The 25,432-nt window shown below is 44.4% G+C and carries 22 protein-coding genes; 14 read left to right on the forward strand and 8 right to left on the reverse strand.

Features of this window, described 5'->3' with window-relative positions:
* The first annotated feature begins 154 nt into the window (after positions 1-154).
* The 3 genes from FME95_RS02020 (at position 155) to FME95_RS02030 (ending at position 2,882) form a co-directional block, all read left to right on the forward strand.
* Positions 155-652, forward strand: a complete 498-nt coding sequence (locus tag FME95_RS02020) for a TRAP transporter small permease (RefSeq protein WP_147712684.1) — start codon at positions 155-157, stop codon at positions 650-652.
* A gap of 70 nt (positions 653-722) precedes the next feature.
* Complete coding sequence (locus FME95_RS02025) at positions 723-1,997, forward strand: TRAP transporter large permease (RefSeq protein ID WP_147712686.1); 1,275 nt, start codon at positions 723-725, stop codon at positions 1,995-1,997.
* 48 nt (positions 1,998-2,045) lie between these two features.
* On the forward strand, positions 2,046-2,882 hold the full coding sequence (locus tag FME95_RS02030) for an aspartate dehydrogenase (protein ID WP_147712688.1): 837 nt from the start codon (positions 2,046-2,048) through the stop codon (positions 2,880-2,882).
* A 152-nt stretch (positions 2,883-3,034) separates the two neighbouring features.
* Here the strand turns inward: FME95_RS02030 and FME95_RS02035 are convergent, their stop codons facing one another.
* The 8 genes from FME95_RS02035 to FME95_RS13670 all read right to left on the reverse strand — a co-directional run bounded on the left by FME95_RS02035 (position 3,035) and on the right by FME95_RS13670 (position 9,825).
* A complete protein-coding gene (locus FME95_RS02035; protein WP_147712690.1) occupies positions 3,035-3,907 on the reverse strand; it encodes a dimethylarginine dimethylaminohydrolase family protein in 873 nt (290 codons plus the stop codon).
* Positions 3,908-3,911: 4 nt separating this feature from the next.
* Positions 3,912-4,583 carry a TetR family transcriptional regulator C-terminal domain-containing protein gene (locus FME95_RS02040; protein ID WP_147712692.1) on the reverse strand — a complete coding sequence of 224 codons (672 nt, stop codon included), beginning with the start codon at positions 4,581-4,583 and terminating at the stop codon, positions 3,912-3,914.
* 106 nt (positions 4,584-4,689) lie between these two features.
* On the reverse strand, positions 4,690-5,454 hold the full coding sequence (locus FME95_RS02045) for a transporter substrate-binding domain-containing protein (protein ID WP_147712694.1): 765 nt from the start codon (positions 5,452-5,454) through the stop codon (positions 4,690-4,692).
* Positions 5,451-6,362, reverse strand: coding sequence for a DMT family transporter (locus FME95_RS02050; protein ID WP_147712696.1), 912 nt, complete (start codon positions 6,360-6,362; stop codon positions 5,451-5,453). The genes FME95_RS02045 and FME95_RS02050 overlap by 4 nt, the downstream gene beginning before the upstream one ends.
* A gap of 4 nt (positions 6,363-6,366) precedes the next feature.
* Positions 6,367-7,050: an ABC transporter permease gene (locus FME95_RS02055; protein ID WP_147712698.1), complete on the reverse strand. Its 684-nt coding sequence runs from the start codon at positions 7,048-7,050 to the stop codon at positions 6,367-6,369.
* A gap of 9 nt (positions 7,051-7,059) precedes the next feature.
* Complete coding sequence (locus FME95_RS02060) at positions 7,060-7,770, reverse strand: ABC transporter permease (RefSeq protein ID WP_147712700.1); 711 nt, start codon at positions 7,768-7,770, stop codon at positions 7,060-7,062.
* 9 nt (positions 7,771-7,779) lie between these two features.
* Entirely contained in the window at positions 7,780-8,553 is a 774-nt protein-coding gene (locus tag FME95_RS13665) for an ABC transporter ATP-binding protein (protein ID WP_222709888.1), read from the reverse strand.
* A 42-nt stretch (positions 8,554-8,595) separates the two neighbouring features.
* Positions 8,596-9,825, reverse strand: coding sequence for a pyridoxal phosphate-dependent aminotransferase (locus FME95_RS13670; RefSeq protein ID WP_222709889.1), 1,230 nt, complete (start codon positions 9,823-9,825; stop codon positions 8,596-8,598).
* A gap of 421 nt (positions 9,826-10,246) precedes the next feature.
* On the opposite strand from FME95_RS13670, the gene FME95_RS02070 reads away from it, so the two are divergent.
* From FME95_RS02070 to FME95_RS02120, 11 genes are all read left to right on the forward strand, one after another.
* Positions 10,247-11,578: an amidohydrolase gene (locus FME95_RS02070; protein ID WP_147712702.1), complete on the forward strand. Its 1,332-nt coding sequence runs from the start codon at positions 10,247-10,249 to the stop codon at positions 11,576-11,578.
* Between the two features lie 5 nt (positions 11,579-11,583).
* Positions 11,584-13,584, forward strand: coding sequence for a CocE/NonD family hydrolase (locus FME95_RS02075; protein ID WP_147712704.1), 2,001 nt, complete (start codon positions 11,584-11,586; stop codon positions 13,582-13,584).
* A 202-nt stretch (positions 13,585-13,786) separates the two neighbouring features.
* On the forward strand, positions 13,787-17,158 hold the full coding sequence (locus FME95_RS02080; RefSeq protein WP_147712706.1) for a hybrid sensor histidine kinase/response regulator: 3,372 nt from the start codon (positions 13,787-13,789) through the stop codon (positions 17,156-17,158).
* Entirely contained in the window at positions 17,159-18,076 is a 918-nt protein-coding gene (locus FME95_RS02085) for a response regulator transcription factor (RefSeq protein WP_147712708.1), read from the forward strand. It abuts the gene before it with no gap.
* A gap of 140 nt (positions 18,077-18,216) precedes the next feature.
* The gene (gene urtA, locus FME95_RS02090; RefSeq protein ID WP_147712710.1) at positions 18,217-19,497 is read left to right on the forward strand and encodes an urea ABC transporter substrate-binding protein; all 1,281 of its coding nucleotides are present in this window, start codon (positions 18,217-18,219) and stop codon (positions 19,495-19,497) included.
* Between the two features lie 139 nt (positions 19,498-19,636).
* Complete coding sequence (urtB, locus tag FME95_RS02095) at positions 19,637-21,256, forward strand: urea ABC transporter permease subunit UrtB (protein WP_147712712.1); 1,620 nt, start codon at positions 19,637-19,639, stop codon at positions 21,254-21,256.
* The gene (urtC, locus tag FME95_RS02100; protein WP_147712714.1) at positions 21,253-22,398 is read left to right on the forward strand and encodes an urea ABC transporter permease subunit UrtC; all 1,146 of its coding nucleotides are present in this window, start codon (positions 21,253-21,255) and stop codon (positions 22,396-22,398) included. Before urtB ends, urtC begins: the two co-directional genes overlap by 4 nt.
* A complete protein-coding gene (gene urtD, locus FME95_RS02105; RefSeq protein ID WP_147712716.1) occupies positions 22,395-23,252 on the forward strand; it encodes an urea ABC transporter ATP-binding protein UrtD in 858 nt (285 codons plus the stop codon). The genes urtC and urtD overlap by 4 nt, the downstream gene beginning before the upstream one ends.
* Positions 23,249-23,944, forward strand: coding sequence for an urea ABC transporter ATP-binding subunit UrtE (gene urtE / locus FME95_RS02110; protein WP_147712718.1), 696 nt, complete (start codon positions 23,249-23,251; stop codon positions 23,942-23,944). Before urtD ends, urtE begins: the two co-directional genes overlap by 4 nt.
* A complete protein-coding gene (locus tag FME95_RS02115) occupies positions 23,944-24,906 on the forward strand; it encodes an urease accessory protein UreD (RefSeq protein WP_246109308.1) in 963 nt (320 codons plus the stop codon). Before urtE ends, FME95_RS02115 begins: the two co-directional genes overlap by 1 nt.
* 199 nt (positions 24,907-25,105) lie before the next feature.
* Positions 25,106-25,408: an urease subunit gamma gene (locus FME95_RS02120; protein ID WP_147712720.1), complete on the forward strand. Its 303-nt coding sequence runs from the start codon at positions 25,106-25,108 to the stop codon at positions 25,406-25,408.
* Positions 25,409-25,432: the final 24 nt, after the last annotated feature.

Consider the following 25,432-nt stretch of genomic DNA (forward strand, 5'->3'; position numbering starts at 1 on the left):
TACCTCCCTCTATTTTTTTCGTCAACATTGGTAAGCACTGAGTCATGCTAATCAATAGCTCAGGTTGATAAATTTATCTAAAGCAGGGTGGGTTTTGTAAGCCGTTTTATTCTGCTGGTTGTCCTTATTGGAATATCCTTATTGGAAGGTCTTTATGTTACAGAAGGTCAGTAAAGCTCTGGATCAAATCGAAGGGTTTTTAATCGCGACTATTTTGGCGTCGGCCTCAGTCCTGACATTCGTGCAGGTTTTTTTTAGGTACGTACTGAATGATTCTATATTTTGGGCTGAAGAAGCGGTTCTATATTTAATCATTGCAATGAGTTTTTTATCGACCAGTTTAGGCGTACGTAAAAAATCGCACATTACGGTTGATGTACTTAAAGCTTGCATCCCTAAATCGTTCCAAGCTGTTTTCTTATTTATTTCGTCACTCATTGGTTTCGTGTTCGGCTTATTGATTTTCTATTACGGCTATGCGCTCTATTCAAGCGCGGTCTCGCGAGGGCAGTTAACTCCTACGTTAAGAATGCCTATCGCTTATATTTATGCGCTTATTCCTATTACGGCTTGTCTTCAATCCTTTCGGTATTTTGAAAGTATGGTGTCGTTGGTGTTTAAGCCAAAACAGCCTGATAAAACAGATTCTTAATGCAACGTCGTGGGTTAGGTTCTTTGGTTCAGTTTATTGCTCAAGTAATTAAAGGTTGAGGCTTAGATAAATGGTTGTCGCTCTACTGGGTGTTTTTTTAGTTTTATTGTTATTGGGTTTGCCGATATACGGCTCCTTGGCGATGTCGGTTATTGGTGCAATGGAATTAACCGGTTCGCTTAACCCAATGATTGTACCGATGCGAATGTTTTCAGGCATGAATAATTTCACCCTGATGGCGATTCCGTTTTTTATTTTAGCTGCCGAGCTGATGCGAGTCGGTGGTTTGTCTGCACGGCTTATTAAGCTTGCTCAAGTCTCTATTGGTTGGGCGCCGGGTGGCTTGGCATCGGCGGCGGTTTTATCCTGTTTGTTCTTTGGTTCTATTTCTGGTTCTAGCCCGGCAACGGTGGTGGCGATTGGCAGCATTATGTTTCCAGCCTTAGTGGAAGCTGGTTATAGCAAGCGTTTCGCCATTGGTTTGCTAACAACAGCTGGCACTCTTGGGCCTATTGTACCGCCAAGCATTGCGTTAATTATTTATGGTTCCGTGACTGCAACCAGTGTAGGGCAGCTGTTTGCTGCGGGTATTTTACCCGCCTTGTTGTTAGGCGGTTTTTTAATTCTGTATTGCATGATTTATTCGAAGCGGAAAAATTTTCCAAGCGAACCTTTCCCAACCTTTGCAGAGGTTATTGCAGCGCTAAAGGGGTCGGCTTGGGGCTTAGGTCTGCCGTTTATTTTGTTAGGCGGTATCTACAGCGGTGTCTTTACCGCAACCGAGTCAGCCGCAGTGGCGTGTGCTTATGGTTTATTTGTTGGCATGTTTATCTATAAGCAGGTTGATGCCAAAACCTTATGGCAAATATTGCAGAGTACCGGTTTGACATCGGGTTCGCTGTTATTAATCACTGCTGGTGCTTCGGCTTTTTCATGGTTATTAACTGTCACTGGCACACCTGCAACCTTGGCAAATTCAGTTTTATCACTCAGTGATTCTCCTGCCGTAATTACAGCTGTGCTGAATGGCGTCATGTTAGTGGCTGGGTTTTTCTTAGACAGCGCTTCGGCGATCATCGTGTTAGCGCCATTGCTTACACCCATTGCTAATCAGGTCGGTATCGATCCTGTTCACTTTGGTGTGATTAATTTGGTGAATTATTCGGTAGGCATGGTGACACCACCAGTTGGTCTTAACCTATTTGTCGCTGTAACGATTTCTAAAATGGGGCTGTTTGAAATATTCAAAGGTTGCATACCCTTTGTTGCCATTATGCTGCTCGGCCTTATTGTTATTACTTATGTGCCTTGGCTTTCGTTATACATACCCAGTTTTCTTTTTTAGTTTTAAGTCAGTTTATACATTATTCGTAGTTATTTATTAGGGTAGCAGATGCAATCAAATAAAGTTTTAAAGGTAGGTATTATTGGCATTGGAGCGATTGGTTTTAATGTTGCGAAATCTATCGAAAGTGGGTTGTGTGGTTCGGCACAGGTGGTTTCAATACTGTGCCGAAACCGTACTAAAAATTTAGTCACTCATTGCAATGAATCTGATTATTTTAAATCTATTATTACTGATAAAGCAGAATCTTTTTTTTATGCCAAGCCAGATATCGTTATTGAAGCTGCTGGCCAAGAAACATTAGATCAATACGCAGCAAAAGTACTAGAGCAGGGGATCGATTTGCTGGTCTCCAGTATTGGTTTATTTACTGACGATAGTAAGCTGGCTAATTTGATCGAAGTCGCAAATAAGTCTGGTGCTAAGATCCTGTTGTCATCAGGTGCATTGCCGGCTGTTGACTGGATGTCTGCTGCGTCCTTTTCGGATGTTAAAGAAGTTTCTATTACTCAATCCAAACCGACGGATTCGTGGAAAAATACCCCAGCGGAAGATTTTATTAACTTGAATGAGCTACAAGAGCCGCGCTGTTTTTTCCAAGGTACCGCAAGGGAAGCTGCTGCTTTATTCCCAAAGAGTAGTAACATCAGTGCGATGTTAGCGCTGGCTACCGTCGGTTTAGATGACACCAAGGTAAAGCTGGTTGCAGACCCTTTAACATCGATGATGCAAACAGACATTAGCTTTGAAAGTAATGTTGGCCATTTAAAAACCCATTGGCAGGGTGTGCCATCAGAGATGACACCCAGTACCAGTGCAGATGTGCCATTGGCGATTGTTAAAGCAATTCGCAACATGACATCAGCAGTTAACTTTGGCGTTTAACAGTACTTTGGTGTTTAACAGAGCTTGGGCGTTTAACAGAAGTTTGATGATGTTTGAACAAAAACTAAAAAGGCGAACCTAGGGTTCGCCTTTTTTATTTGTATAATCCTCACGAATTGAACAGTTTGCCACTTTAACAGCGGCAAGTTTTATTAACCGCGATAAATCGGATTCGTTAGGCATGTCGGTCCGCCTTCGCAAGCCATGCATAGCGCGTCGCCTTCAAAGGTTTTCACGCTAATGCCGTGGTCTTGCATGACTTTTTTAGTCTTTAGAAAACCGTCAATCATAATGCACTGGCCGGGGGAAGTGGGTAACACATTAAGGTTAAGGCCAAAGGAGGCTTCAAACTCATCAGCTGGCGCCACGATTAATTCAATACCGGACTGCTCAAGTAAGCTCCAAAGCCGAGCGGGGATCAACGGTGGGTGAACCAGATAAGCCGTTTCGGTCAGTGGTGAGATCACCGACATCAAATGCAAACAGGCTTCTTTGCCAGCCCAGTATGGCATGTCGAATCCCAGTACGGTTATCTCATGAGGGTTGAGCAATTCATTCAGCTGCTTAACGCCTTCTTCGTTTGAGCGAAAGCCAATACCAACAAGCAGGGTATTTTCGTTCAACCAGATGGTGTCACCACCTTCAATCATGGCATCACCAGTCAATTGGCCAAGCACAGGGATTCCGAGTTTTTCATAGCTGGACTTATGCAGCATCGGCTCGGCACATCGTAGTGGTTTGCCCATACGTAAAGGAACGGCACCGGCTTTGGTAATTAGCGAGGCATCGCGGGTAAACATAGCATCGGCAAGGCCATCACCCTGGTCTTCTATCCAGCAAATTTCTGCACCCGTTTCTTCAATCAGTTTGGCGAACTCATGGTATTGCTGGATGGCTTTTTTAGCATCAAAAAGCGAATTGTAATGCCAGGTAGCAGGGTCTGCTTGCAGTAAGCTTTTGCCGGGTCTGCGCATCAATACGCGAGACATATTTTTTGCCATCAACTGGCATCCATATTCTTTCATTGTTTCAACCTTCCTTAAATGTAAAGCAGTCCGAATGGCGCTGATAAATTGAATGGCCTTTTCGAAAACTGTCGAGCCAGTTTCTTGCAAGTGTTAAAGCATGCTCAGAGGAGTTTTCTCGCTGCTCTAAGCTTTGTCGTACCCATAGGCCATCCAGTAAAGCCATTAATCGCTGGCTGACGGGGGAAATATCGGTAATGTTTAATCCGTCATCTTGGCTAATTTGCAACAGCAAAGCCTTTAACAGATTTTCAGTTTCTTGGTTATTACGTTTATAGGCTTCAGCCATTTCTGCTGAGTCTGGAATAAGGCTCCAAAACACTAACCAGGCTCTGAGTAACTTTGGGTTCATCCAGCGTTCTTGGAAATGGTATTCAAAAAACAGGTGAAGCTTATCTTCTGCGCTACCGTTGCAGCTATCGAGTTGAGCAATGGTGGTTTGGCTAAACTCATGAGAAATAAGATCGTAAGCGCAGGCAATGAGGTTATTAATAGAACCGAAATGCAGATTAACCATTCCTTGCGAAACGTTGGCTTCTTTGGTTATTTTTCGCACCGAAAGGCCTGCATAGCCTTCATTTTCTAAACAACGAATGGCGCTACGAATCAGTAGTTCTCGTCGTTCATCCGGCTCTTGCCGAGAAAATTTTTTTTCTTTTATTGGCTTCTTGGTCATTTTTAAAATCGTATCGTTAAGCTTGAATAGTTTTAATAATAAACTAAAGAGGGCAGAACCCTCTATAGTTTATGCTGTAAGCGCTGTAGCCCTATAGGCATACAAATTACGGCGCTACATTGGTACCTAGGTATTTCACTGAAAGTGCTTCATATTCGTCGCTTACTGTGAGCTTTTTAATTGCAGCAGTAATTTTGGCTTCTAGTGCCGTATCTTCATGACGGAAAGCCGCAGAAGCGCCAGTGCCTAACATTGGGTCCCACGCTACGTTGCCGTAAACTTCTAGGCTATCTTGGTTCGCGTTGTAAAGTTCCATAGCGACAATGCCGTCAGCAAGCATGAAGTCAATACGACCGGCTAATAGATCAGAATTCACTTCGTCTTGAGTGTTGTATTCGCGAATCTTGGTGAGTTTCTCCGCTTTGTCTTTGATGTAGTCGCCAGCAACAGTAGAAGATTGCACGCCGATGATTTTACGCTTTAGATTATCTTTGCTGATTTCCCATGTTTGGCCTGGCAAACCAATGACGGTAACCGGTGTATTGTAGTAAGGCGCAGAGAATAATACGCGCTTAGCTCGCTCTTCGGTTGCAGACATGGAGGTGAAGATCATATCAATTTTTTTACTAACCAGTGATGGAATAATTCCGTCCCAGGCAACGGCAGTGATTTCACACTCAACACCGGCTTCTTCACAGATCATATCAAGCAGTTCTACTTCAAAACCTTCCCATGTGCCATCTGGCTTTAGCGTCGACATCGGTGGGTAAGGCTCGGCTGCAATACCAACTTTAACAACTTCGGCGGCAGTCGCCGAGATGGCGGCGCAGGCCAGCGCAGATAGGGCAATGGTTCGCAATGTTTTCTTCATGCTAGTTTTCCTTTCTTGGGTTTGGCGGTCGTGGAGGTTTGCTTATTGACCGTAATGGACAAAAAGCCGCTCAGCGCAATGAACATCGCACCGATAATTAAAAAGTATCCGGGTTGGTTCCCCCAGATAAAGTAAGAGAATAAAAATGCCCAAATCAGCCCGCTGTATTCGATCGGTGCGAGCGTACTGGCGTCGGCATATTCAAAGCTAGAAAATAAAAAGTACTGACCTAAAGCGCCAATCACACCAGTTAAAACCATGACACTTATCGTCGTTGCATCAATCGATGTGAAGGTCCACGGCAGGGTGGCTCCGGTCATTAGCGTGGTGACAACATTGGCTAAAAGCATCTGTACAAGGATGCTCGATTTGCCTGAAAGCTTGCGCAGCAAAATATAGGTATAGGCCCACAAAAAGGCTGAAAATAATGCATAAAAAATTGATAAATATTGATTTGTTGCTTCTGGCTTCGATGCAATGATAACGCCGATAAAGCCAATCGCTGTTGCGGCCCACTGGCGCTTAGTGGGTTGTTCTTTAAGTAATGCAACCGCAAGCAGCACCACAATGATTGGCGCCGAATAATAAAGCGTTGTCATCTGTGCCAAGCTCAGCTCTCTGGCTGACAGGTAATAAAAAAACCAAGCTAAGGCCGCAATGATGCTACGCCAAATTAGCGGCAACAGAATTTTAGAGCTGAGTGCTTGCTTTATAATAGCCGCGCCACCCAAAGCCAGACAGACCAGAATAGATGTGAGGCTGCGCCAAAAGAGTAACTCAGCAACACTAAAGTCAGTAACAAACCACTTCATCACCGCATCCTGAATAGAGAAGGTCGCGTATGCAGAAAAGCACATGATTACGCCGATGGTGGTGGCTGGTAGCTTGTGACGCATTGCTGAATTCATTCCATCAGCCCCGAGTCGGTATGCGGTTTTCGACGCGCTTAAATAGATGCTCAATCAATAGAGTGATAAGCAAATAGATCGCGGCGACGGTCAACAGAGGTTGGTAAACCTCAAGAGTGATCGAACGGAAACGTTGCGCTGCACCGAGTAAATCCATAATCGCAATAGTCGAGGCGAGGGCGGTTGATTTTAGCAGCAGGATTGTTTCACCGGCTAAGGTTGGCGTTAGGATGTAAATGGCTCGAGGCAAGCGAACACGAATTAAAATTTTGAAGGCTGACATACCAAAAGCGCGAGCCGCTTCAATTTCACCTTTGGGCACTGCTAATAAACCGCCTCGAATAACTTCACCCCAGTAAGCCGCAGTAGATACGATAAGCGCAAACGCAACATACCAATAACCGTCTCGCAGGTATGGCCATAAAAAGCTAGAGCGTATTCCTGGCATCTTGGCAAAGACTTCACCTAAGCCATAATAATAAATATAGATTTGTACCAATAAGGGCGTGCCTCGAATGACACTGGTAAAAATAAACGCAGGGAGTGCGATAATTTTGTAGTGAGAAAGACGACTCAGGGCAACAAAAATAGATAGGATAAATCCAAAAATAAACGAGATGATGAGTAGCGATACGGTGATCCATAAACCCTCTAGGATTAAATCACTGTACTCCATTATAAATGTCATGGTGTGCTCCTAGTGTTTTGGCTGCCAGCGGCGCAGGTAAGTTTCTAATATCCGCAAGAAGTAGCTGGAAATTAATGTAATTAGGTAATAAATCACTGCCGCAGCACCAAAGAACAAAAGGTACTCTTTAGTTGAACCGCCAGCCTGCTTGGCGATATGAAGTAATTCACTGGTGCCAACAACACTGATTAGCGCGCTGTCTTTAATGATGTAAACCCAAAGGTTGGAAAGCCCAGCTAATGCGTTGGGTGCCATAATGGGCAGCGTGATACGAAAGAATATTTTTTTCTGGCTCAAACCATAGGCTTGCGCCGCTTCGATTTGTCCTGGGTGTACCGACTGAATGGCACCGCGAAAAATTTCTGAAGCATAGGCGCCTTGCACTAAACCAAGAACGAGAATGGCAACAGGTAAACCGGCGACATTAAAATCTTCAAAGCCAATACGTTGAGCTACCGCATTTATCAGGCTGCTGCCGCCATAAAAAAATAAGATGATTAATAATAATTCGGGTACCGCACGGCAAAGCGTACTGTAGCCGTTGGCAATCATTTGCAACGATTTAAATCGGCAAAGCTTAGCGCTGGCAGTAATTAGGCCGATTAATAAGCCGGTTAAAAACCCGCCAAAAGATATTTGTAAGGTAATCCAAGTGCCTTTGAGTAAGGCGGGACCCCAGCCATTTTCGCTAAAACCTAATAGATAAAGTGATTCATGCATTATTAAGCCTTAGCGCGAATGCTGTGCGTTAATGAATTGATTAAATCGCTCGTTATTCGATTGGTTGAATATGACGTCTGGTTTGCCCTGTTCTTCAATAATGCCTTGATGTAAAAAAGCGACGTGCGAGGAGACATCGCGTGCGAACGCCATCTCGTGAGTGACTAGAATCATAGTGCGGCCTTCTTCGGCTAAAGAACGTATAACCTTCAATACTTCGCCAACCAATTCTGGGTCGAGTGCAGAGGTTGGTTCATCAAATAACATGGCTTTTGGTTCAACCGCTAAGGCTCGGGCAATAGCGACACGTTGTTGCTGGCCACCCGATAAAAAGCTTGGGTATTCGTCTTTTTTGTGCGCCATACCAACACGTTCTAATAAACCCATCGCACGTTCAATGGCTTCAGATTTCTTTTCTCCAAAGACATGAATTGGCGCTTCAATCAGATTTTCTAAAACGGTTCGGTGTGGCCAAAGGTTAAAACTTTGAAACACCATGCCAAGGCGAGAGCGAATGTCGATCAGCTGCTTTTGGTCGCGAACATAGGGGTTACCCTTTGAGTCGGTGCGGATATCGATGCCTTGGTTGTCGATATAAACCACGCCTTCATTGGGCACTTCTAACATATTAATACAGCGCAAAAGGGTGCTTTTACCAGACCCAGAGCCACCAATAAGTGAGATCACTTCGCCTTCGCGTGCGGTTAGAGAAATACCCTTCAGTACTTCTACATCGCCGAAACGCTTGTGAATGTTTTCAATTTGAATGACTTTTTTCTGCATCGTTTCGTCCTGATGGCTGGGCTGTTTAATGGATTAAAGGGCTTAGCTAATTTGTTGTGGTTCGGCTTCTAATTGATCGCTTTGCTCGATTTCGTCGGCACTGACAAGGTCGTTAATAAACTGACTGATTCGCTGACAAGCGCGTGCTAATTCGCTTTCACTCAAGGTAAATGACAGTCGGATAAAACCTTGAGCGCTGGCACCAAAAGCAGAAGCATCAAGTGTGGAAACTTTTTGCTGTTCGTACAGCGCCCAAATAAATTTTTCGGTGCTGATGCTGAGTTCACGAATGTCTATAAGTACAAACATGCCGGCATCGGGCTCTAATAATTTGATCTTAGGGCAGTCGGCTAAACCGGCTTTAACGACAGCACATCGTTTACGATAGGTTTCGACCATGTCGCTGATAATGCGCTCAGAATGTTCAATTGCAGTGGCGCCGGCTTCTTGGATAAAGCCGGGCAGGCCATACATCATGTTTAATACCAGCGGGTCCATATGTTCGATTAATGTCTTATTGCCGATCATCCAACCACATCGCCAGCCTGTCATCGCATGCGATTTTGATAAACTGCTGATGATTACTGTGCGTTCTTCCATGCCTTCTAATTCACGAATAGAGGTGCAGGGTTTGGCAAAGCTTAGGCTGTTATAAACTTCATCAGACACAACCCAAAGGTCAAATTCACGCGCGACTTCTGCAATGGCTTCGAGTTCGGATCGATCCATGACTCGCCCGGTAGGGTTGTTTGGATTAGCAAAAAAGATGGCTTTGGTTTTTTCGCTAACGGCGTTGCGCAAGCGAATAGGGTCAAGCTCAAAGTAGTTGTCAGGATCGGTTTTTACCGCAATTACCGTCGCGCCAGTTGCCTTCAGTGTTGCTTCATAAGTGAGGTAGCTAGGATCAATAACCAACACTTCGTCGCCTGGATCAAGTAAGCAGCTTGCAGCGCAATAGAGGCCATTTTGTGTACCGGCTAAAATAATGACATTGTTTTGGTCGATTTTTTTAGTCGCAGTTTGATTAAACTGTTCGGCAATCTTTTGTCTTAAATTAACGCGGCCTTTAGTACCGGTGTAGTGCGTGTCTCCGGCTCGAATAGCATCGATGGCGGTATCGCAGATAACTTCTGGGGTATTAAAGTCGGGGTCACCAACACTTAGTACAATAACATCTTCACCGGCATCTTTAGCTTCAACGGCTTTAAAATGAATATTCCATGCCTCACCGCCTTGGCTTTTGATGCGGTCTACAAACGATGCGTATTTCAAAGATTGCTCCTAAAATAACCAAAAAAATTAAGCTCTGATAGAACAGGAATTCAGGTTACATTAGTAATGTACGACCGTTCAAGTAGTAAATGTACGATCGTTCAATATTCCCTATAACGGGGCGTTTTAGCTGGTGCGGTTATTTTTTAGTGCGTAGCTAGAGAGTGAGCTGTAACAGTACTTTACGGTCGATTAGATGCGTGATGAGGCTGTTATGTTTGCAGTTGTGGTGCACTTTTTTTTGAATTTTTTGGTGGGTTTTCCGCGAATAGGCAGAGCCTTTGAACACCAAGCTGCAATGCCAGCCTTTAAATTATGAAGTGCTTTTATTCGGCCGCTGAAACCACTAGGCTGTGGTGAATTTAAATGATGTTGAGTTAGAGCAGAGTATTGTTTGTTGCTCTAAACCTAAGGATGCCAAATGACAGATCGCATTTTACCGACAAAAGATATCGACCAAGGTGAGCTAGAAGAGGTGGTGCGCTTAAGGCGGCATTTTCATCAGCGTCCAGAATTGGCGTTTACCGAATTTTGGACAACGCGTGAAATTTGCCAATACTTACAGGGCTTAGGTTATAGCATTCAATATGGCAAAGACCTCTATAAAAATGCTTACCCAAGCGTGCAGCATATTAGCGAGCTGGCGGCATTGGACGCCAACCTTGTTGATGAAGCCTATGCTCAAGTAACCAGTGAATATCCAAATGATCCATGGCTTGAGCAGATGCAAGGCGGCTTTACCGGTTTAATTGCCACCTTGGATAGTGAGGTTTCTGGTCCGACTGTCGGTTTCCGATTTGATATCGATGGTTTACCCATTAAAGAGTCTGCCGAGTCCAGTCATTTACCATCGTCGAACAGCTTTACCTCTAGCAACGAAAATATGCACGCCTGCGGTCATGATGGGCACACCTCTATTGGCTTAGCATTAGCGAAACAAATTTCTGAGCAAATTGATCAGTTAACAGGCCGTTTTGTTTTAGTTTTTCAACCGGCAGAAGAGGGGCCTTCGGGCGGTAAGGTGTTTGCACAGTTTAGTGTCTTCCAGCAGCTCGACTATTTTGTGGCGTTGCATGTTGGCATTTTAGATGCTCGACGAATTGTCTGTGGCCTATCTTTCTTAAGCCTGAAGTCCTTTACGGTGCGCTTTAAAGGTACCAACGCACACGCTGCGGTGAGCCCAGAGCTTGGCCGTAATGCATTGTTGGCTGCCTGCTCAGCAGTGACCAATATTTTTGCTATTTCTCGTCACAGCGATGGTGTTTCTCGGATGAATGTTGGTCAGTTTCATAGCGATAATCCAGCCAATGTAATCTCAGGCCTCGCTGAGTTTGAATTGGAATTACGAGGCCAAAGCAATGAGATTTGTGACTTTTTATATCAGCGTGCACAGGATGTTTTGCAGGGCATCGCCTTGGCCTATGGCGTCGAGGTAGAAATGGAACCCTTAGGTGAATACGTCATGGCTGAAAACGGCGCAGCCAGTGTGCAACTAATGAAGCAAGCGGTGCTCGATGCCGGTGTGCCCGAAGAATTGATTACCGATTACGAGCTGACGCCCGGCAGTGAAGATGCCACCTTTATGATGAACGAGGTTAATCGCAGTGGCGGTTCGGCGAGTTATCTTTGCTTAGGCTCGCAAACCTTTGGCGGGCATCATCACCCGGAATTTAATTTCGATGAAGACATGTTGCTGTACGGCGTTGATATTTTATGGCGCTATATTCAGCGAGTAAATGAATCAGAAAAATAGCCGTTATGAAAAAATGTGACATTAAAGAAATTCACCACGATTGGCTTCGCTTGCCAGATGGAACTCGATTAGCTTACCGCGCTTGGCTGCCTGAAAATTCAGACCGCCAGCCCGTTCCGGCAATTTTAGAATATTTACCCTATCGCAAAAACGACGGTACGATTTATCGCGACGAAATTACCATGCTGAAAACCGCTCAACAGGGTTATGCCTGTATACGGGTAGACATTCGTGGTACCGGTGAGTCTGAAGGTTATTTTGACGATGAATATTCACCGCAAGAGTTGCAAGATGGCGTTGATACCATCGCATGGATTGCAAGCCAGCCTTGGTGTGATGGTAATGTCGGTATGGTTGGCATTTCTTGGGGTGGCTTTAACGCCTTACAAATTGCCGCGCTGCAACCGCAGGCGTTAAAGGCGATTATTAGTCAATGCTCAACCGACGACCGCTACAGTGACGATGTCCACTATGCTGGCGGCTGTTTACTAAACGATAACCTCGACTGGGCCGGTTATTTTTGGGCTTACGCCTTAGGCCGAGCACCGGATGCTCGCCTTGTCGGGGATGACTGGCAGGCTATTTGGTTAGATCGGCTGAACAATATGCCAATGCTGGCGTTGCCTTGGTTGTCTCATCAGGTGCGTGATGATTACTGGAAACATGCCTCTGTTTGTGAAGATTACAACGCGATAAAAATACCGGTATACAGCATTAGCGGTTGGTCAGATGGCTATCGTAATGCGGTGTTTCGGTTGTTGGAAAATCTTCCCGGTATTAAAAAAGGCTTGGTCGGTCCGTGGTGTCATGCTTACCCAAATATGGCGTCGCCTAAGCCTTCTATCGATTACATTACAGAGTCGGTTCGATGGTGGGATCGTTGGCTAAAAAATGTCGACAACGGTATCGAGCACGAACCTGAGCTGCATTATTATTTGCAACAGAGTGTATTACCACAGGCCGATTATGATTATCGCGCTGGTCAATGGGTAAGTGAACCGGTTTGGCCAAGTGAAAATACAGAGACCGAGACGCTGTATTTTTCTGAACATGGATTACACCTTCAAGCGCAAGCAAGTGATGCAGAGTTAAGTATCTGTTCGCCACAAACCGTTGGTCTACAGGGCGGTAATTTTTTTGTTGGTATGCGTATCGATAAAGAGCAGCCAGTTGATCAACGCGACGATGATGCCGGTAGTTTGGTGTTCGACTCAGATAGTTTAACAGCCGACAAAGCCATTGCCGGGCAAATGAAAATCAATTTAAAACTTTGCAGTGATCAGGCTCAAGCCAACTTAATAGTTCGCATCAGCGATGTGCATCCAAGCGGGGAAGTCACTCGCATCAGTTATGGCGTATTAAATTTAACTCACCGAAACAGTCACGAACAGCCTGAGCTTTTACAGCCAAACCAATGGTATGACATTGCATTAAATATAAATCATATTGCCTATGTTGTACCGCAAGGCCATAAAATTAGAGTCGCGATTTCAACCAATTATTGGCCACTGATTTGGCCAAGCGCGCACAGTGCAACATTGCGCATAGCGCCTCAAAGCTGTTCATTGCAGCTGCCGTTGAATAATGCGCCTGAGGTCAGTTCCGCGTTTGCAGACTATGAAGAGACGCTCAGTTTTAATGCCCAACAAACCAAGCCAATGGTCAGTGAACGGACGCTTCATACAGATTCAGAGACAGGCGTGATTACACTGGAAACGCTGGAAGATTTTGGTAATGACTTTTATCAATCGACTCAGAGTGAGTGTGAATTCAGCATTCATCAATTACGTTCCATCCATCCATTAGATCCACTCAGTGCAAAAAATGACATTCGCTTTCATGTCAATATGGGCAGAGAAGGGTGGCGCAGTGCTCTTAAAGCGCGATACCAAATGACCAGTGATGCCGACCATTTTTATATCAGCGCCAACTGGCAAGCCTATGTCGACGGCGAATTGATTTTTACTAAAGACTTTACCGAAACTATTAAGCGCCAGTTTTTGTAATTGGCTTTTATTTTTATAGCCTGCCAGCCTTTCGTAAGCTAAAGCGCGATGAATGCATCGACTTTAATACCATAGCGTTGTTGGTATTTTTAGGTAATCTGACGTCGGGGCAGTGAATCCTTCCTGCCCATTTATCTAATGCTTAACTGTTCGTAGTGTTTTTTAAAAGGCATAAACTCAACCACATTGAGTTTGGGGGCGTATGAATCCAAAGCTAGAAAAACCGTCAGCCCAAGAGGCTAAAAACAGCATTCATCGGGTCGGCAGACAGTATAACCAGTGGGTTGCGGATCAAACCTTAGAAGATTTCGCGCTCCGTTTTACCGCGCGTAAAGCCCGCCATATGAGTATCCGAGTGGTGGGTACCACAGCATTAGGCGCAACCGCTTTTTTAGCGCTGGAGAGTTTGGCCGCGGCGGTAACCTTTGGCTACGGTACTGTGAATGCCGTTGCTGCTATCCTTGCTGTGGCGATTATCTTTTTTATTACTGGCTTTCCTATCAGTCGTTATTCGGCCAAATATGGTTTGGATATTGATTTACTCACTCGCGGTGCTGGCTTTGGCTATTTAGGTTCAACCATTACCTCGCTGATTTATGCCACTTTCACCTTTATCTTTTTTGCCATCGAAGCATCGATTTTAAGTTCGGCCTTGCACTTCCTATTTGGCATTCCTATGTCGTTAGCCTATGTCATTTGCGCCTTAGTCGTTATACCTATTGTGATGCGTGGCATTACTGCTATCAGTAAATTTCAAGTCGGCACTCAGGCATTATGGTTAGCACTACAGCTGGCAGCCCTAGTTGTGGTGCTGGTATTTGATTGGCGAGAATTTAACAGCTGGGCAAGCTATACGCCCGAACATTTACCGGATGCACATCGCTTTAATTGGCTGTATTTCGGTGCTGCGTCGTCGGTGTTATTTGCCCTTATTGCACAGATTGGTGAGCAGGTCGATTACTTGCGATTTATGCCAGAAAAAACCGAAAAAAATAAAAGACAATGGTGGTTTTGGTTAGTGCTGGCTGGGCCGGGTTGGGTATTTATTGGTGTTGCAAAAATGTTATTGGGTTCCTTTTTAGCGCATTCGGCGTTGATGAAAGGTGTGCCGATTCTTGAGGCTGGTGATCCAACAAAAATGTACCAGCGAGTGTTTGAATACTTTGTTTATTCTGAACGGATTGCGTTAATTCTTGCTGCGGTTATGGTGATTATTTCGCAAATGAAAATTAACCTGACCAATGCTTATGCAGGCTCTATTGCTTGGTCGAACTTTTTTTCTCGATTGACCCATACGCACCCGGGCAGAGTCGTTTGGTTAGTGTTTAACGTTATGCTTGCCTTACTGCTCATGGAGTTGGGCGTACATAAGGTTTTAGAGTCTATTTTAAGTGTATTTGCTTTTGTAGCGGTCAGCTGGTTGTGTTGTGTTTCGGCGGATTTATTAATTAACAAGCCTTTAGGTCTAAGCCCTAAACATATTGAGTTTCGCCGAGGTTATTTATTCGATATTAACCCCGTTGGTTTTGTTTCGATGTTTGTCGCTGCTTTTGTTGGCTTTGCTTTTTATATGGGCTGGTTTGGCGAGCCAGTTCGAACGCTGGGGCACTTTGCCACCATCATCGTTTGTTTTGTCATGGTGCCTTTACTGGCATGGCTAACGAAAGGTAAGTATTACTTAGCGCGACAGCCTGAAGATCTTTCTCAGCCGAGTTGCCAATGTGGTGTTTGTGAAAATACCTTTGAGAAAGAAGATATGCTGTTTTGCCCAGCCTATCAAAGCCATATTTGTTCTCTTTGTTGCTCTTTGGATTCACGCTGTTTAGATCAGTGCAAAGATACCTCTTCCGGTTTTACACCATTACTGGTGATTGTTCCGCGCTACATTCGTAACCTATTGCTCGGTTGGACAGGGCGGTTTTTTGCCTGGTTTATCGTGGTTAATGCGGCAATGGCGGCACTGCTTTCTTTGGTTTATCAACACATGACACTGCAAAGCCAGCGCGAATTACCCTATTTAGAAAACGGTCTATTAACACTGTTTTTTATCTTAATGATTATCAACGGTGTGGTGATTTGGTTATTTTTATTAGCGCACGAATCACGAAAAAATGCGCAACAGGAGTCGAACCAACAAACCAAAAAGCTGATGCAAGAAATACAGGCACACGAACTAACCGATGCCGCGCTACAAAATGCTAAAGAGTTAGCAGAAAATGCCAGTGCAGCAAAAAGCCGTTATCTTTCTGGTATTAGCCATGAATTACGCACGCCGCTGCAATCTATTTTAGGCTATACCCAATTACTTAAAGAACGACAAGATACACCCTCGACTCACCAAAAAAGTTTGGATTCTATACATCGTGGCGGTCAATATTTGTCCGATCTAATAGAAGGCTTGTTAGACGTTTCTAAGATTGAAGCGGGTAAGCTAGAACTGCATCAAACGGTGGTTAATTTCCCAGAATTGGTGTATCAAATTTCTGAAATGTTTCATATGAAAGCCGCAGCCAAGGGGCTGCCGTTTAATCTTAATGTGCAGGATGTCTTGCCTGGTTGGGTGAAAACCGATGAAAAGCGCTTACGCCAAGTGCTGATCAACCTATTATCAAATGCGATTAAATACACTGATAAAGGCGCAGTTGATTTTGAAATTCGCTATCGAACTCAAGTGGCGGAGTTTATTGTCCGTGATACTGGCTGTGGTATTCCTGCCGACCAGCATGAGCGCATATTTTCACCCTTTGAGCGTATTCAACGGGACGATAGCAAGTCGGTGTCTGGCACAGGCTTAGGCTTGACCATTGTTAAGCTGCTGGTTGAAGTGATGGGCGGTGATTTGCAGCTTAAATCGGAACTCAACAAAGGCAGCGAATTTAAAGTTTCTTTGATGTTGCCTTGGGTTCAGGGGGATATTCATGAGCTGGATAATCAAGAATCTATCGTTGGTTATCAGGCTGATAAGAAAAGTATTTTTATTATCGATGATGATACTTATGTTCGTGAAATGCTCACCGATCTATTGCAGCCTTTAGGCTTTGATATTCACTGTGCCGAAAACGGACGTGATTGTTTAAACCGATTGGATCAGCTAAGCAGTGATTTATTTATTATCGATGTCTCAATGCCTGGCATGAATGGATTTGAACTGGCCAAAGAATTAAGGTTGCAACGCGTGTCACAACCGATTTTAATGTTGTCGGCGAATGCACAGGTTCCGCCAGAAAACTTTAAAAAACAATACGGCTATTCCGATTATTTGATTAAGCCGATACGTAACCAAGCCTTATTGGATGCCATTAGTTTTCATTTGAATATTAGTTGGCAGACCACGGCCAAATCACTTTCAAACCTACAGGCTAAGCATAGTCGGCGGCCTATACAGATCGTCGATAGTCCGGAACTTGCCGAGCTGATCAGTGCGTCTGAGATCGGCTTTAAAAGAGGGATTTTAGAAGCACTTAAAACCTTAAGGACTAAGGCGTTAATATCAGAAGAGCAATTTGCACGTCTGAGCGATCATGCTGAGTCGATGCAATTTAATCGGATCAAAGAGGATATTGAGGTTATTTAGATGTCTATTGAATTAACTGGCAAGCTCGCATTAGTCGTCGACGATTCGCCGGATGCATTGTCTTTTGTACACGATGCCCTTGAAGCCTCAGGTATCGATGTTTTAGTTGCCTTAGAGGGCAAGCAAGCCATCAGCATTGTTAAAAAAATGAAGCCCGACATCATTTTGCTCGATGCATTAATGCCGCAAATGGATGGTTTTGAAACTTGCCGACAATTAAAGTCAGATAAAGCATTAGCCGCCATTCCTGTTATTTTTATGACCGGCCTGACCGATACCAAAGACATTGTCAAAGGCTTAGAGGCGGGCGGTGTCGACTACCTAACCAAACCAGTCAAACCGGATGAATTGATCGCTCGTATCAAGGTGCATCTGACTAACGCGAGCCTAACCCGAGCAGCTTATTCTGCATTGGATCAGAACGGCCAAATGATGATGGCAGTAAATAGTCAGGGTGAACAACTTTGGTCAACGCCTCAGGCCTATACGCTCTTGAGTAAAGCGGGTTTAAGGAGTGAGCAGAGTTGGCAATTGTTTTCTCAGCAATTGGCGCAATGGCTCGCCAATAAACCCAATGTGGGTTACCAGCTCCAGCTTGAAAACCCCGACTATCGATTAGCGGTTCGGCTAATGTTTGATCACGAAAGCGAATGGGTATTGCGGTTAATTGACGGTGAACGGCCAACCGGATCAGAGCTATTACGCAACCAGTTAGAGATTACTGAGCGAGAATCGGAAGTTTTATATTGGCTGGCCAATGGTAAGGCAAATCGCGAAATCGCTGAAATATTATCGATGAGTCCTCGCACCGTGAACAAACACCTAGAGCAGATCTACGTTAAATTAAATGTCGATAATCGCACTAGCGCCGCAGGCATTGCACTCAAAATATTTGCCCAAGAGAACGCATTGCTTTAAATCTAAATTAAGTTTTTGTCTATACGTCAATTAACGTATCTCGTTAGGGGATTCGCCCCATAGTCTTACATTCCTCGGATCGCATAATGCTGCATAGCCAGTTCAATACTGGATCATCCAAAACGCTACGAGGAACTTCCATGAAACTTAAAACTGTACTAACAGGTGCAGCCTTTGCCGTCTCTGCGACTATCGCTGCGACAGCATACGCTGCAGACACAATCAAAGTGGGTGTGCTGCATTCACTTTCTGGCACCATGGCTATCTCAGAAACGACATTGAAAGACACCGTTCTGATGATGATCGAAGAGCAAAATAAAAAGGGTGGTTTATTGGGCAAGCAACTTGAAGCAGTTGTTGTTGACCCTGCATCCAACTGGCCTCTTTTTGCCGAAAAAGGGCGCGAGTTAATCACTCAAGAAAAGGTCGATGTTATCTTTGGTAGCTGGACATCGGTTTCTCGAAAATCGGTATTGCCGGTTCTTGAAGAGCTAAATGGATTGATGTTCTACCCAGTACAGTACGAAGGCGAAGAGAGTTCTAAAAATGTTTTCTATACCGGCGCTGCGCCAAACCAACAGGCGATTCCAGCGGTAGATTACCTGATGAATGACCTTGAAGTTGAGCGCTGGGTATTGGCCGGTACCGACTATGTTTACCCTCGTACCACCAATAAAATTTTAGAAGCTTACCTTGAGTCTAAGGGCGTAGCGAAAGAAGACATCATGATCAACTATACGCCATTTGGTCATTCCGATTGGCAGTCGATCATTGCCGATATCAAAAAATTTGGTAGCGAAGGCAAAAAAACAGCGGTTGTTTCTACCATTAATGGCGATGCAAACGTGCCATTCTATAAAGAGTTAGGCAACCAGGGTGTTTCTGCTGAAGACATTCCAGTAGTGGCATTCTCAGTGGGTGAAGAAGAGTTGTCTGGTTTCGATACCGCGCCTTTAGTCGGTCACTTAGCGGCATGGAACTACTTCCAGTCAGTAGAAAGTGACGCCAATACTGCCTTTATCAAAAAATGGAAAGCCTTTGCTGGTGAAGATCGTGTCACCAATGACCCAATGGAAGCGACTTACATCGGTTTCAATCTTTGGGTAAATGCCGTAGAAAAAGCTGGCACCACCGATGTTGATGCAGTTGAGCAAGCGATCATTGGCCTGAGCGTACCAAACCTAACCGGCGGTACTGCAACCATGGGTGCAAACCATCACTTAACTAAGCCTGTTTTAATTGGTGAAATCCAAGACGACGGCCAGTTTGAAGTGGTTTGGGAAACAGACGGCGAAGTAGCAGGCGATGCATGGTCAGACTTCTTACCTGAGTCAGCGAAACTGATTGCCGATTGGACAGCCCCAATCAAGTGCGGTAACTACAACACCGAAACAGGTGTTTGTTCTGGACAAAATTACTAGTCCGCCTAAACGAATGGCAACCGACTCTGTTTAAGTTTTTGATTATTTTTATAGCAGAGTCTCCTAACTTAGCCTATTGAGTGTTCAGGCTTAACAGGTCGGTTGCCACCTTGATTTACATTTCGGATTGGGTGAGTTTATGAATCGATACCGCTGTCATTACCTACTAAGTAACAGTCTAAAATTATTATTCGGTTTTTTACTGTTCGTCTTTTCTAGTTTTTCTTATTCGCAAACCATTGCAGAATTACACCATGAATTAACCAACGTAACGCTCAGTAAAACCAAGTCAGTGCTTGAAAAAATAGTACAGACCGATGATGAAACGAACCTGCATTTATTTGAGACCATGTTGGCAGGCAACCTTTACTTTGATACATCTGATCACTCCTTGTTGGTATTAGAGAAGGTCGATGGTGTTGAACAAATTAAAGACTTCTATAGCGCCGAAGTACGGGCTATTGATCGCTCCGATGCAAAAAAAATCCGAGTCAATAACGCGTTACGTACCTATTTAAGAGCCAGTATTGCGCGTATTCAACTAACAGCTAAAGATGACACCGTGCGCAAAGAGGCTGTTGAGTCGTTATATAAAAAAGTTGATAAAACAACCTTTGCAACCGTTGTTGAACTGCGTAGCCAAGAGACTAACAAGGCGGTTCAGTCGGCAATGGATTTACTGATTGATATGAACGATGCTCAGTTCAACAAAAATGAGCAGCAACGTATCGCAGCGATTAACCGATTGGCGAAAAGCCTAGAACCTGCAGTCAGAAATATGCTGGTCACTATCGCTAATCAAACAGAGGTGCCAAAGGTTGCAGCCGCGGCAACGCAAGCGTTACAAACAATCGAAGCAAAAATAGGCTTTTATAACAAACTCGACACAGTATTTTTTGGCTTAAGTTTGGGCTCTATTTTGTTGTTAGCCTCAATTGGCTTAGCCATTACCTTTGGCGTAATGGGTGTTATTAATATGGCCCATGGCGAAATGATTATGCTCGGTGCTTACACCACTTACGTGGTTCAACTACTGATGCCCAATCACATTGATCAGTCCATTATTGTTGCGATACCGCTGGCATTTACCGTTTCTGCGTTAGTTGGCATTGTGATTGAACGAGGCGTTATTCAATTTTTGCATGGCCGACCGTTAGAAACGCTATTAGCAACCTTTGGTATTAGCCTTATTTTGCAACAGTTGGTAAGAAGCATATTTTCTCCACTCAATCGACAGGTCAATACGCCTAGCTGGATGAGTGGTTCGGTTGAAATTAATCCGGTTTTGTTTATTACCTTAAACCGTCTTTATATTTTCTTTTTTGCGCTCATCGTCTTTGCTGCCTTGCTCGTAATTTTAAGAAAAACATCGCTTGGCTTAAATGTACGGGCGGTTTCGCAAAATCGAAATATGGCTCGCGCACTGGGGATAAAAACCGCTCGGGTCGACGCTCTAACCTTTGGTCTCGGTTCTGGCATTGCCGGAATTGCAGGTGTTGCCTTGAGTCAGTTAACCAATGTTGGCCCTAACTTAGGCCAAAGCTACATTATCGACTCCTTTATGGTGGTGGTTTTTGGTGGCGTTGGTAATTTATTCGGCACTCTGGTTGCTGCCTTCACGCTGGGTATTGCCAATAAATTATTTGAACCGATGGTTGGCGCAGTGCTGTCCAGCATTTTGGTGTTGGTGTTTATTATTCTATTTATTCAAAAACGCCCTAAAGGCCTGTTTCCACAAAAAGGGAGGGCGGCTGAATGAAGCTATTTTCCAGTATTTTTAACTTTAAACGCTCAGGCGAACCTGGCGCGGTGATTGTGCCGTTTGTGGCCTTGTTATTTGTCGTGACGCTGTTTGCTGCCTTAGGTAATTTAGTGTTTCCAGAAGGCTCTGTGCTGCACGTTTCTACCTACAGCATTACGTTGTTAGGTAAGTATCTGTGCTACGCCATGCTGGCATTAGCAGTGGATGTGGTGTGGGGTTATTGCGGAATTTTAAGTCTAGGTCACGCGGCGTTTTTTGCCTTAGGTGGTTATGGCATGGGCATGTATTTGATGCGCCAAATTGGAGATCGCGGCGTTTATGGTAATGCCTTACTGCCGGACTTTATGGTGTTTTTAAATTGGGAGTCTTTGCCATGGTATTGGTTTGGCTTCGATCACTTTGGCTTTGCTATGTTAATGGCGTTGCTGGTGCCTGCGTTGCTGGCGTTTGTTTTCGGTTGGTTAGCATTCCGCTCACGTGTCACGGGTGTGTACTTATCGATTATGACGCAAGCGCTCACCTATGCCTTAATGTTGGCGTTTTTCCGAAATGAAATGGGCTTTGGTGGAAATAATGGCCTAACGGATTTTAAAGATATTTTAGGCTTTAGTTTGCAAAGCGATACGACTCGAGTGGTGCTGCTCGCTATTACATCCTTGCTGCTGTCGTTATTGCTGATATTAAGTCATGCCATTATGAAATCGCGATTCGGCAAAGTCATTGTCGCAGTGCGAGACAGTGAAAGCCGAGCTCGGTTTTTAGGTTATCGAACCGAGCGCTATAAGGTTTGGCTGTTTGTCTATTCTGCCGTTATCGCCGCGATTGCCGGAGTCCTCTATGTGCCGCAAATTGGCATTATTAATCCCGGTGAATTTACACCCATTAATTCCATCGAAATTGTTATTTGGGTTGCCATTGGCGGGCGTGGCACTTTAGTGGGTGCCGTACTGGGTGCGTTGTTAGTCAATTATGCCAAAACACGGTTAACGGCAATATTTCCAGAGGCGTGGTTATTTGCCTTAGGCGCTTTGTTTGTTGTTGTGACACTTTTTTTGCCAAAAGGTCTGTTCGGTTTAGCAGGTTCAATACGCAAAAAATTATTGCCATCGCCAGCCGCTGTTAAGGAGGTGAAATCATGAAATGGTTAAATGACTTCCGAGAGCTGTTTCGGCGCGATCAAGTTTGGTCGGTAATGTTACCTAAGCAGGTTGATGTCAATCTAGATAAAAATATCGCGCTTTATATCGAGGATTTAAACGTCAGTTTTGATGGCTTTAAAGCCATTAACCAGCTCAACCTTTATATCAAAGAAGGTGAGCTGCGCTGTTTGATTGGTGCAAACGGTGCCGGAAAAACCACGCTGATGGATATTGTCACAGGTAAAACAAAACCGGATTCCGGTTCGGTTTGGTTTGGTCAAAATCACGATCTTTTAGGCTACGATGAAGCCGCGATTGCGCGATTAGGTATTGGTCGAAAATTTCAAAAGCCGACAGTGTTTGAAGAGCTTTCAGTTTTTGACAATTTGGAATTGTCGTTAAAAACCAATAAGTCGGTTTTGCCAACTTTATTTGCTCGGCTAAGTCATCAGCAAGATAAACGAATTGCACAGGTGCTAGAGACCATTGGTCTTACAGAACAGCGCCAACTTGCCGCAGGTGCTTTGTCTCATGGTCAAAAGCAGTGGCTTGAAATTGGTATGTTGCTAGCTTCCGATTGCAGGTTGCTGTTAGTTGATGAACCCGTCGCGGGAATGACCGCAGAAGAAACCGAAAAAACTGCCGAGCTATTAAATAAGCTGGCAGGTGAACATACGGTTGTCGTGGTTGAACATGATATGGAATTTGTACGCTCTATTGCTCGCACCGTTACTGTATTGCATCAGGGCTCAGTTTTAGCCGAAGGCAGTATGGATGATATTCAAAAAAATAAAGAGGTGATCGAAGTTTATCTCGGTGAAGAGCACGCAGAAGGTTCGGAGGCAGCTTTATGATTCGTATTAAAAATTTGAACCAACACTATGGTGGTACTCAGATTTTGTGGGACCTAAACCTCGATATAGCCGAAGGTTCTTGCACCTGCATTATGGGGCGTAATGGCGTTGGTAAGACAACGCTGCTGAAGGCGATTATGGGTTTATTACCAACCACGAGTGGCGAGATTGAGTTTCAGGGCAAAGCCTTGCAAAACCGCAGTGCAGAGTTTCGTGCACCTGCGGGTATTGGTTACGTGCCACAGGGGCGTGAAATTTTTCCATTATTAACCGTTGAAGAAAACTTACGGCTCGGCTTACAGGCGCGTAACGACGGTTTAAAAACCATTCCAGAAAAGGTTTATCAGCTGTTTCCGGTGTTAAAAGAAATGCTCAACCGTCGCGGTGGAGATCTTTCTGGTGGGCAACAACAACAATTGGCGATTGGTCGTGCTTTGGTGACGGACCCGAGAGTGCTGATTTTAGATGAACCTAATGAAGGCATTCAGCCGAATATCGTCAGCCAAATTGGCGACGTTATTTTAAAGCTGAATGAGCAGGATGGATTAACGGTCATCCTAATTGAACAAAAATTAGGCTTTGCACGCAGAGTAGGTAAGGAGTTTCGTCTTATGGAAAAGGGCAGCATTGTCGCGGCTGATCGAATGGAAAACCTTAATGATCAGTTAATTCGCCAATACTTGGCCGTCTAATGATGAATCTATTGCAGCAAGCATTGCTGACTGATCAGGTGGAACTTAATGCGCCAGAGAGGCAGGCAAATAAACAGTCAGATAACAAAGAACTAGGCAGCAGAAGGTTAGAGAATAAAGAGCCAGATAGCCAAGCATGGCACGCTAACCTGATGTTGCGTTTTGCTCAAACGCAACGAGGGGTTCGTTTAGTAGAAAAGCAGCACCAAGGGCCGCTTTACGTTCAAAAACCTTTTTACCCAGAAGGGGTTGAGGCGCCGCACGTCTACTTGCTTCATCCTCCTGGCGGCTTGGTCTCCGGTGATTGCTTGAGTATCGACATCAATGTTGAACACCAAGCGCACGCACTAATTACAACGCCGGGCGCTGGACGGCTGTATAAATCAAGGCCTGATCAGCGCTTACAGCGTCAGCAGGTGACTTTAAATTTAGCCAGCGCAAGTTCTATTGAGTGGTTGCCGATGGAAGCCATCGTGTTTCCAGATGCCAACGCCTCAGCCAGCAACTGCATTCACTTAGAAGAAAACGCCCATGTTATTTTTTGGGATGTGCTCAGCCTTGGTTTACCGGCGAACCAAAAAACCTTTGACCAAGGCAGCATTAGCCAAAACATAAAAATATATCGAAAGCAGCGCTTACTGTTACAAGAGCGAATGCAGGTTAATGACGTTAATCGAAACATCTTAGAAAGTGCAGCTGGCTTTGCCGGTTATCAAAATCAGGGCGTTTTAATAGCGGGGCCTTTTACAACAGAGCCAGAAGAATTATTGCATCACTTGCGCGAGCAATTTACCGATTGTGATGAACCCTTAGGCATTACCTATGTGGGTGAATTTTTAGTGATTAGAGCATTGTCTAAACGCAGTGATTTAATTCGTCAGCGCTTTGTTTGTTGTTGGTCCTATATTCGCCCGGCGTTACTGAATCGACCCATTTGTGAGCCAAGAATATGGAACACCTAAACTATTTAAATTGTTGCAAACATTTGAATTATTTCAACCGATGAATCAAAAGCTTTGGTTAACTAAAAACTTATTAACTAAAAGAGTTTATTAACTAAAAGAATTAAGCAATTAAAAGATCTGATAAAAAGCACACATCAGTCAGGCAGGCTTAGCAAGCTGGAATTATTTTTAACCTATTCAAGATAAGAGAGAAGCTATGGAACTGTTACCGAGGGAGAAAGACAAGTTACTTATTTTTACCGCAGCGTTGCTAGCCGAGCGACGCTTGAATCGTGGTTTGAAATTGAATTATCCAGAAGCCATGGCTTACCTCAGCATGGAAATTATTGAAGGCGCACGCGATGGTAAAACCGTCGCCGAGCTCATGTCTTATGGCAAGCAGCTATTGTCGGCAGACCAAGTCATGGAAGGTGTTGCAGATTTAATTCATGAAGTGCAGGTTGAGGCGACTTTCCCAGATGGAACCAAATTGGTAACGGTTCACGAACCCATCTGTTGAGTGGGTTTTTACTTAAACAGAAAG

The sequence above is a fragment of the Reinekea thalattae genome (assembly GCF_008041945.1).
Classification (GTDB): Bacteria; Pseudomonadota; Gammaproteobacteria; order Pseudomonadales; family Natronospirillaceae; genus Reinekea; species Reinekea thalattae.

Coding starts and splice junctions, on each gene's coding strand:
- FME95_RS02040 (WP_147712692.1), bottom strand. CDS start 4,583: ATGACCAAGAAGCCAATAAAAGAAAAAAAATTTTCTCGGCAAGAGCCG.
- urtC (WP_147712714.1), top strand. CDS start 21,253: ATGAAGCTATTTTCCAGTATTTTTAACTTTAAACGCTCAGGCGAACCT.
- urtE (WP_147712718.1), top strand. CDS start 23,249: ATGATTCGTATTAAAAATTTGAACCAACACTATGGTGGTACTCAGATT.
- FME95_RS02025 (WP_147712686.1), top strand. CDS start 723: ATGGTTGTCGCTCTACTGGGTGTTTTTTTAGTTTTATTGTTATTGGGT.
- FME95_RS02035 (WP_147712690.1), bottom strand. CDS start 3,907: ATGAAAGAATATGGATGCCAGTTGATGGCAAAAAATATGTCTCGCGTA.
- FME95_RS02030 (WP_147712688.1), top strand. CDS start 2,046: ATGCAATCAAATAAAGTTTTAAAGGTAGGTATTATTGGCATTGGAGCG.
- FME95_RS02055 (WP_147712698.1), bottom strand. CDS start 7,050: ATGACATTTATAATGGAGTACAGTGATTTAATCCTAGAGGGTTTATGG.
- FME95_RS02070 (WP_147712702.1), top strand. CDS start 10,247: ATGACAGATCGCATTTTACCGACAAAAGATATCGACCAAGGTGAGCTA.
- urtB (WP_147712712.1), top strand. CDS start 19,637: ATGAATCGATACCGCTGTCATTACCTACTAAGTAACAGTCTAAAATTA.
- FME95_RS02045 (WP_147712694.1), bottom strand. CDS start 5,454: ATGAAGAAAACATTGCGAACCATTGCCCTATCTGCGCTGGCCTGCGCC.
- FME95_RS02080 (WP_147712706.1), top strand. CDS start 13,787: ATGAATCCAAAGCTAGAAAAACCGTCAGCCCAAGAGGCTAAAAACAGC.
- FME95_RS02050 (WP_147712696.1), bottom strand. CDS start 6,362: ATGAATTCAGCAATGCGTCACAAGCTACCAGCCACCACCATCGGCGTA.
- FME95_RS02060 (WP_147712700.1), bottom strand. CDS start 7,770: ATGCATGAATCACTTTATCTATTAGGTTTTAGCGAAAATGGCTGGGGT.
- FME95_RS02085 (WP_147712708.1), top strand. CDS start 17,159: ATGTCTATTGAATTAACTGGCAAGCTCGCATTAGTCGTCGACGATTCG.
- FME95_RS02120 (WP_147712720.1), top strand. CDS start 25,106: ATGGAACTGTTACCGAGGGAGAAAGACAAGTTACTTATTTTTACCGCA.
- FME95_RS02020 (WP_147712684.1), top strand. CDS start 155: ATGTTACAGAAGGTCAGTAAAGCTCTGGATCAAATCGAAGGGTTTTTA.
- FME95_RS02115 (WP_246109308.1), top strand. CDS start 23,944: ATGATGAATCTATTGCAGCAAGCATTGCTGACTGATCAGGTGGAACTT.
- urtA (WP_147712710.1), top strand. CDS start 18,217: ATGAAACTTAAAACTGTACTAACAGGTGCAGCCTTTGCCGTCTCTGCG.
- FME95_RS13665 (WP_222709888.1), bottom strand. CDS start 8,553: ATGCAGAAAAAAGTCATTCAAATTGAAAACATTCACAAGCGTTTCGGC.
- urtD (WP_147712716.1), top strand. CDS start 22,395: ATGAAATGGTTAAATGACTTCCGAGAGCTGTTTCGGCGCGATCAAGTT.
- FME95_RS02075 (WP_147712704.1), top strand. CDS start 11,584: ATGAAAAAATGTGACATTAAAGAAATTCACCACGATTGGCTTCGCTTG.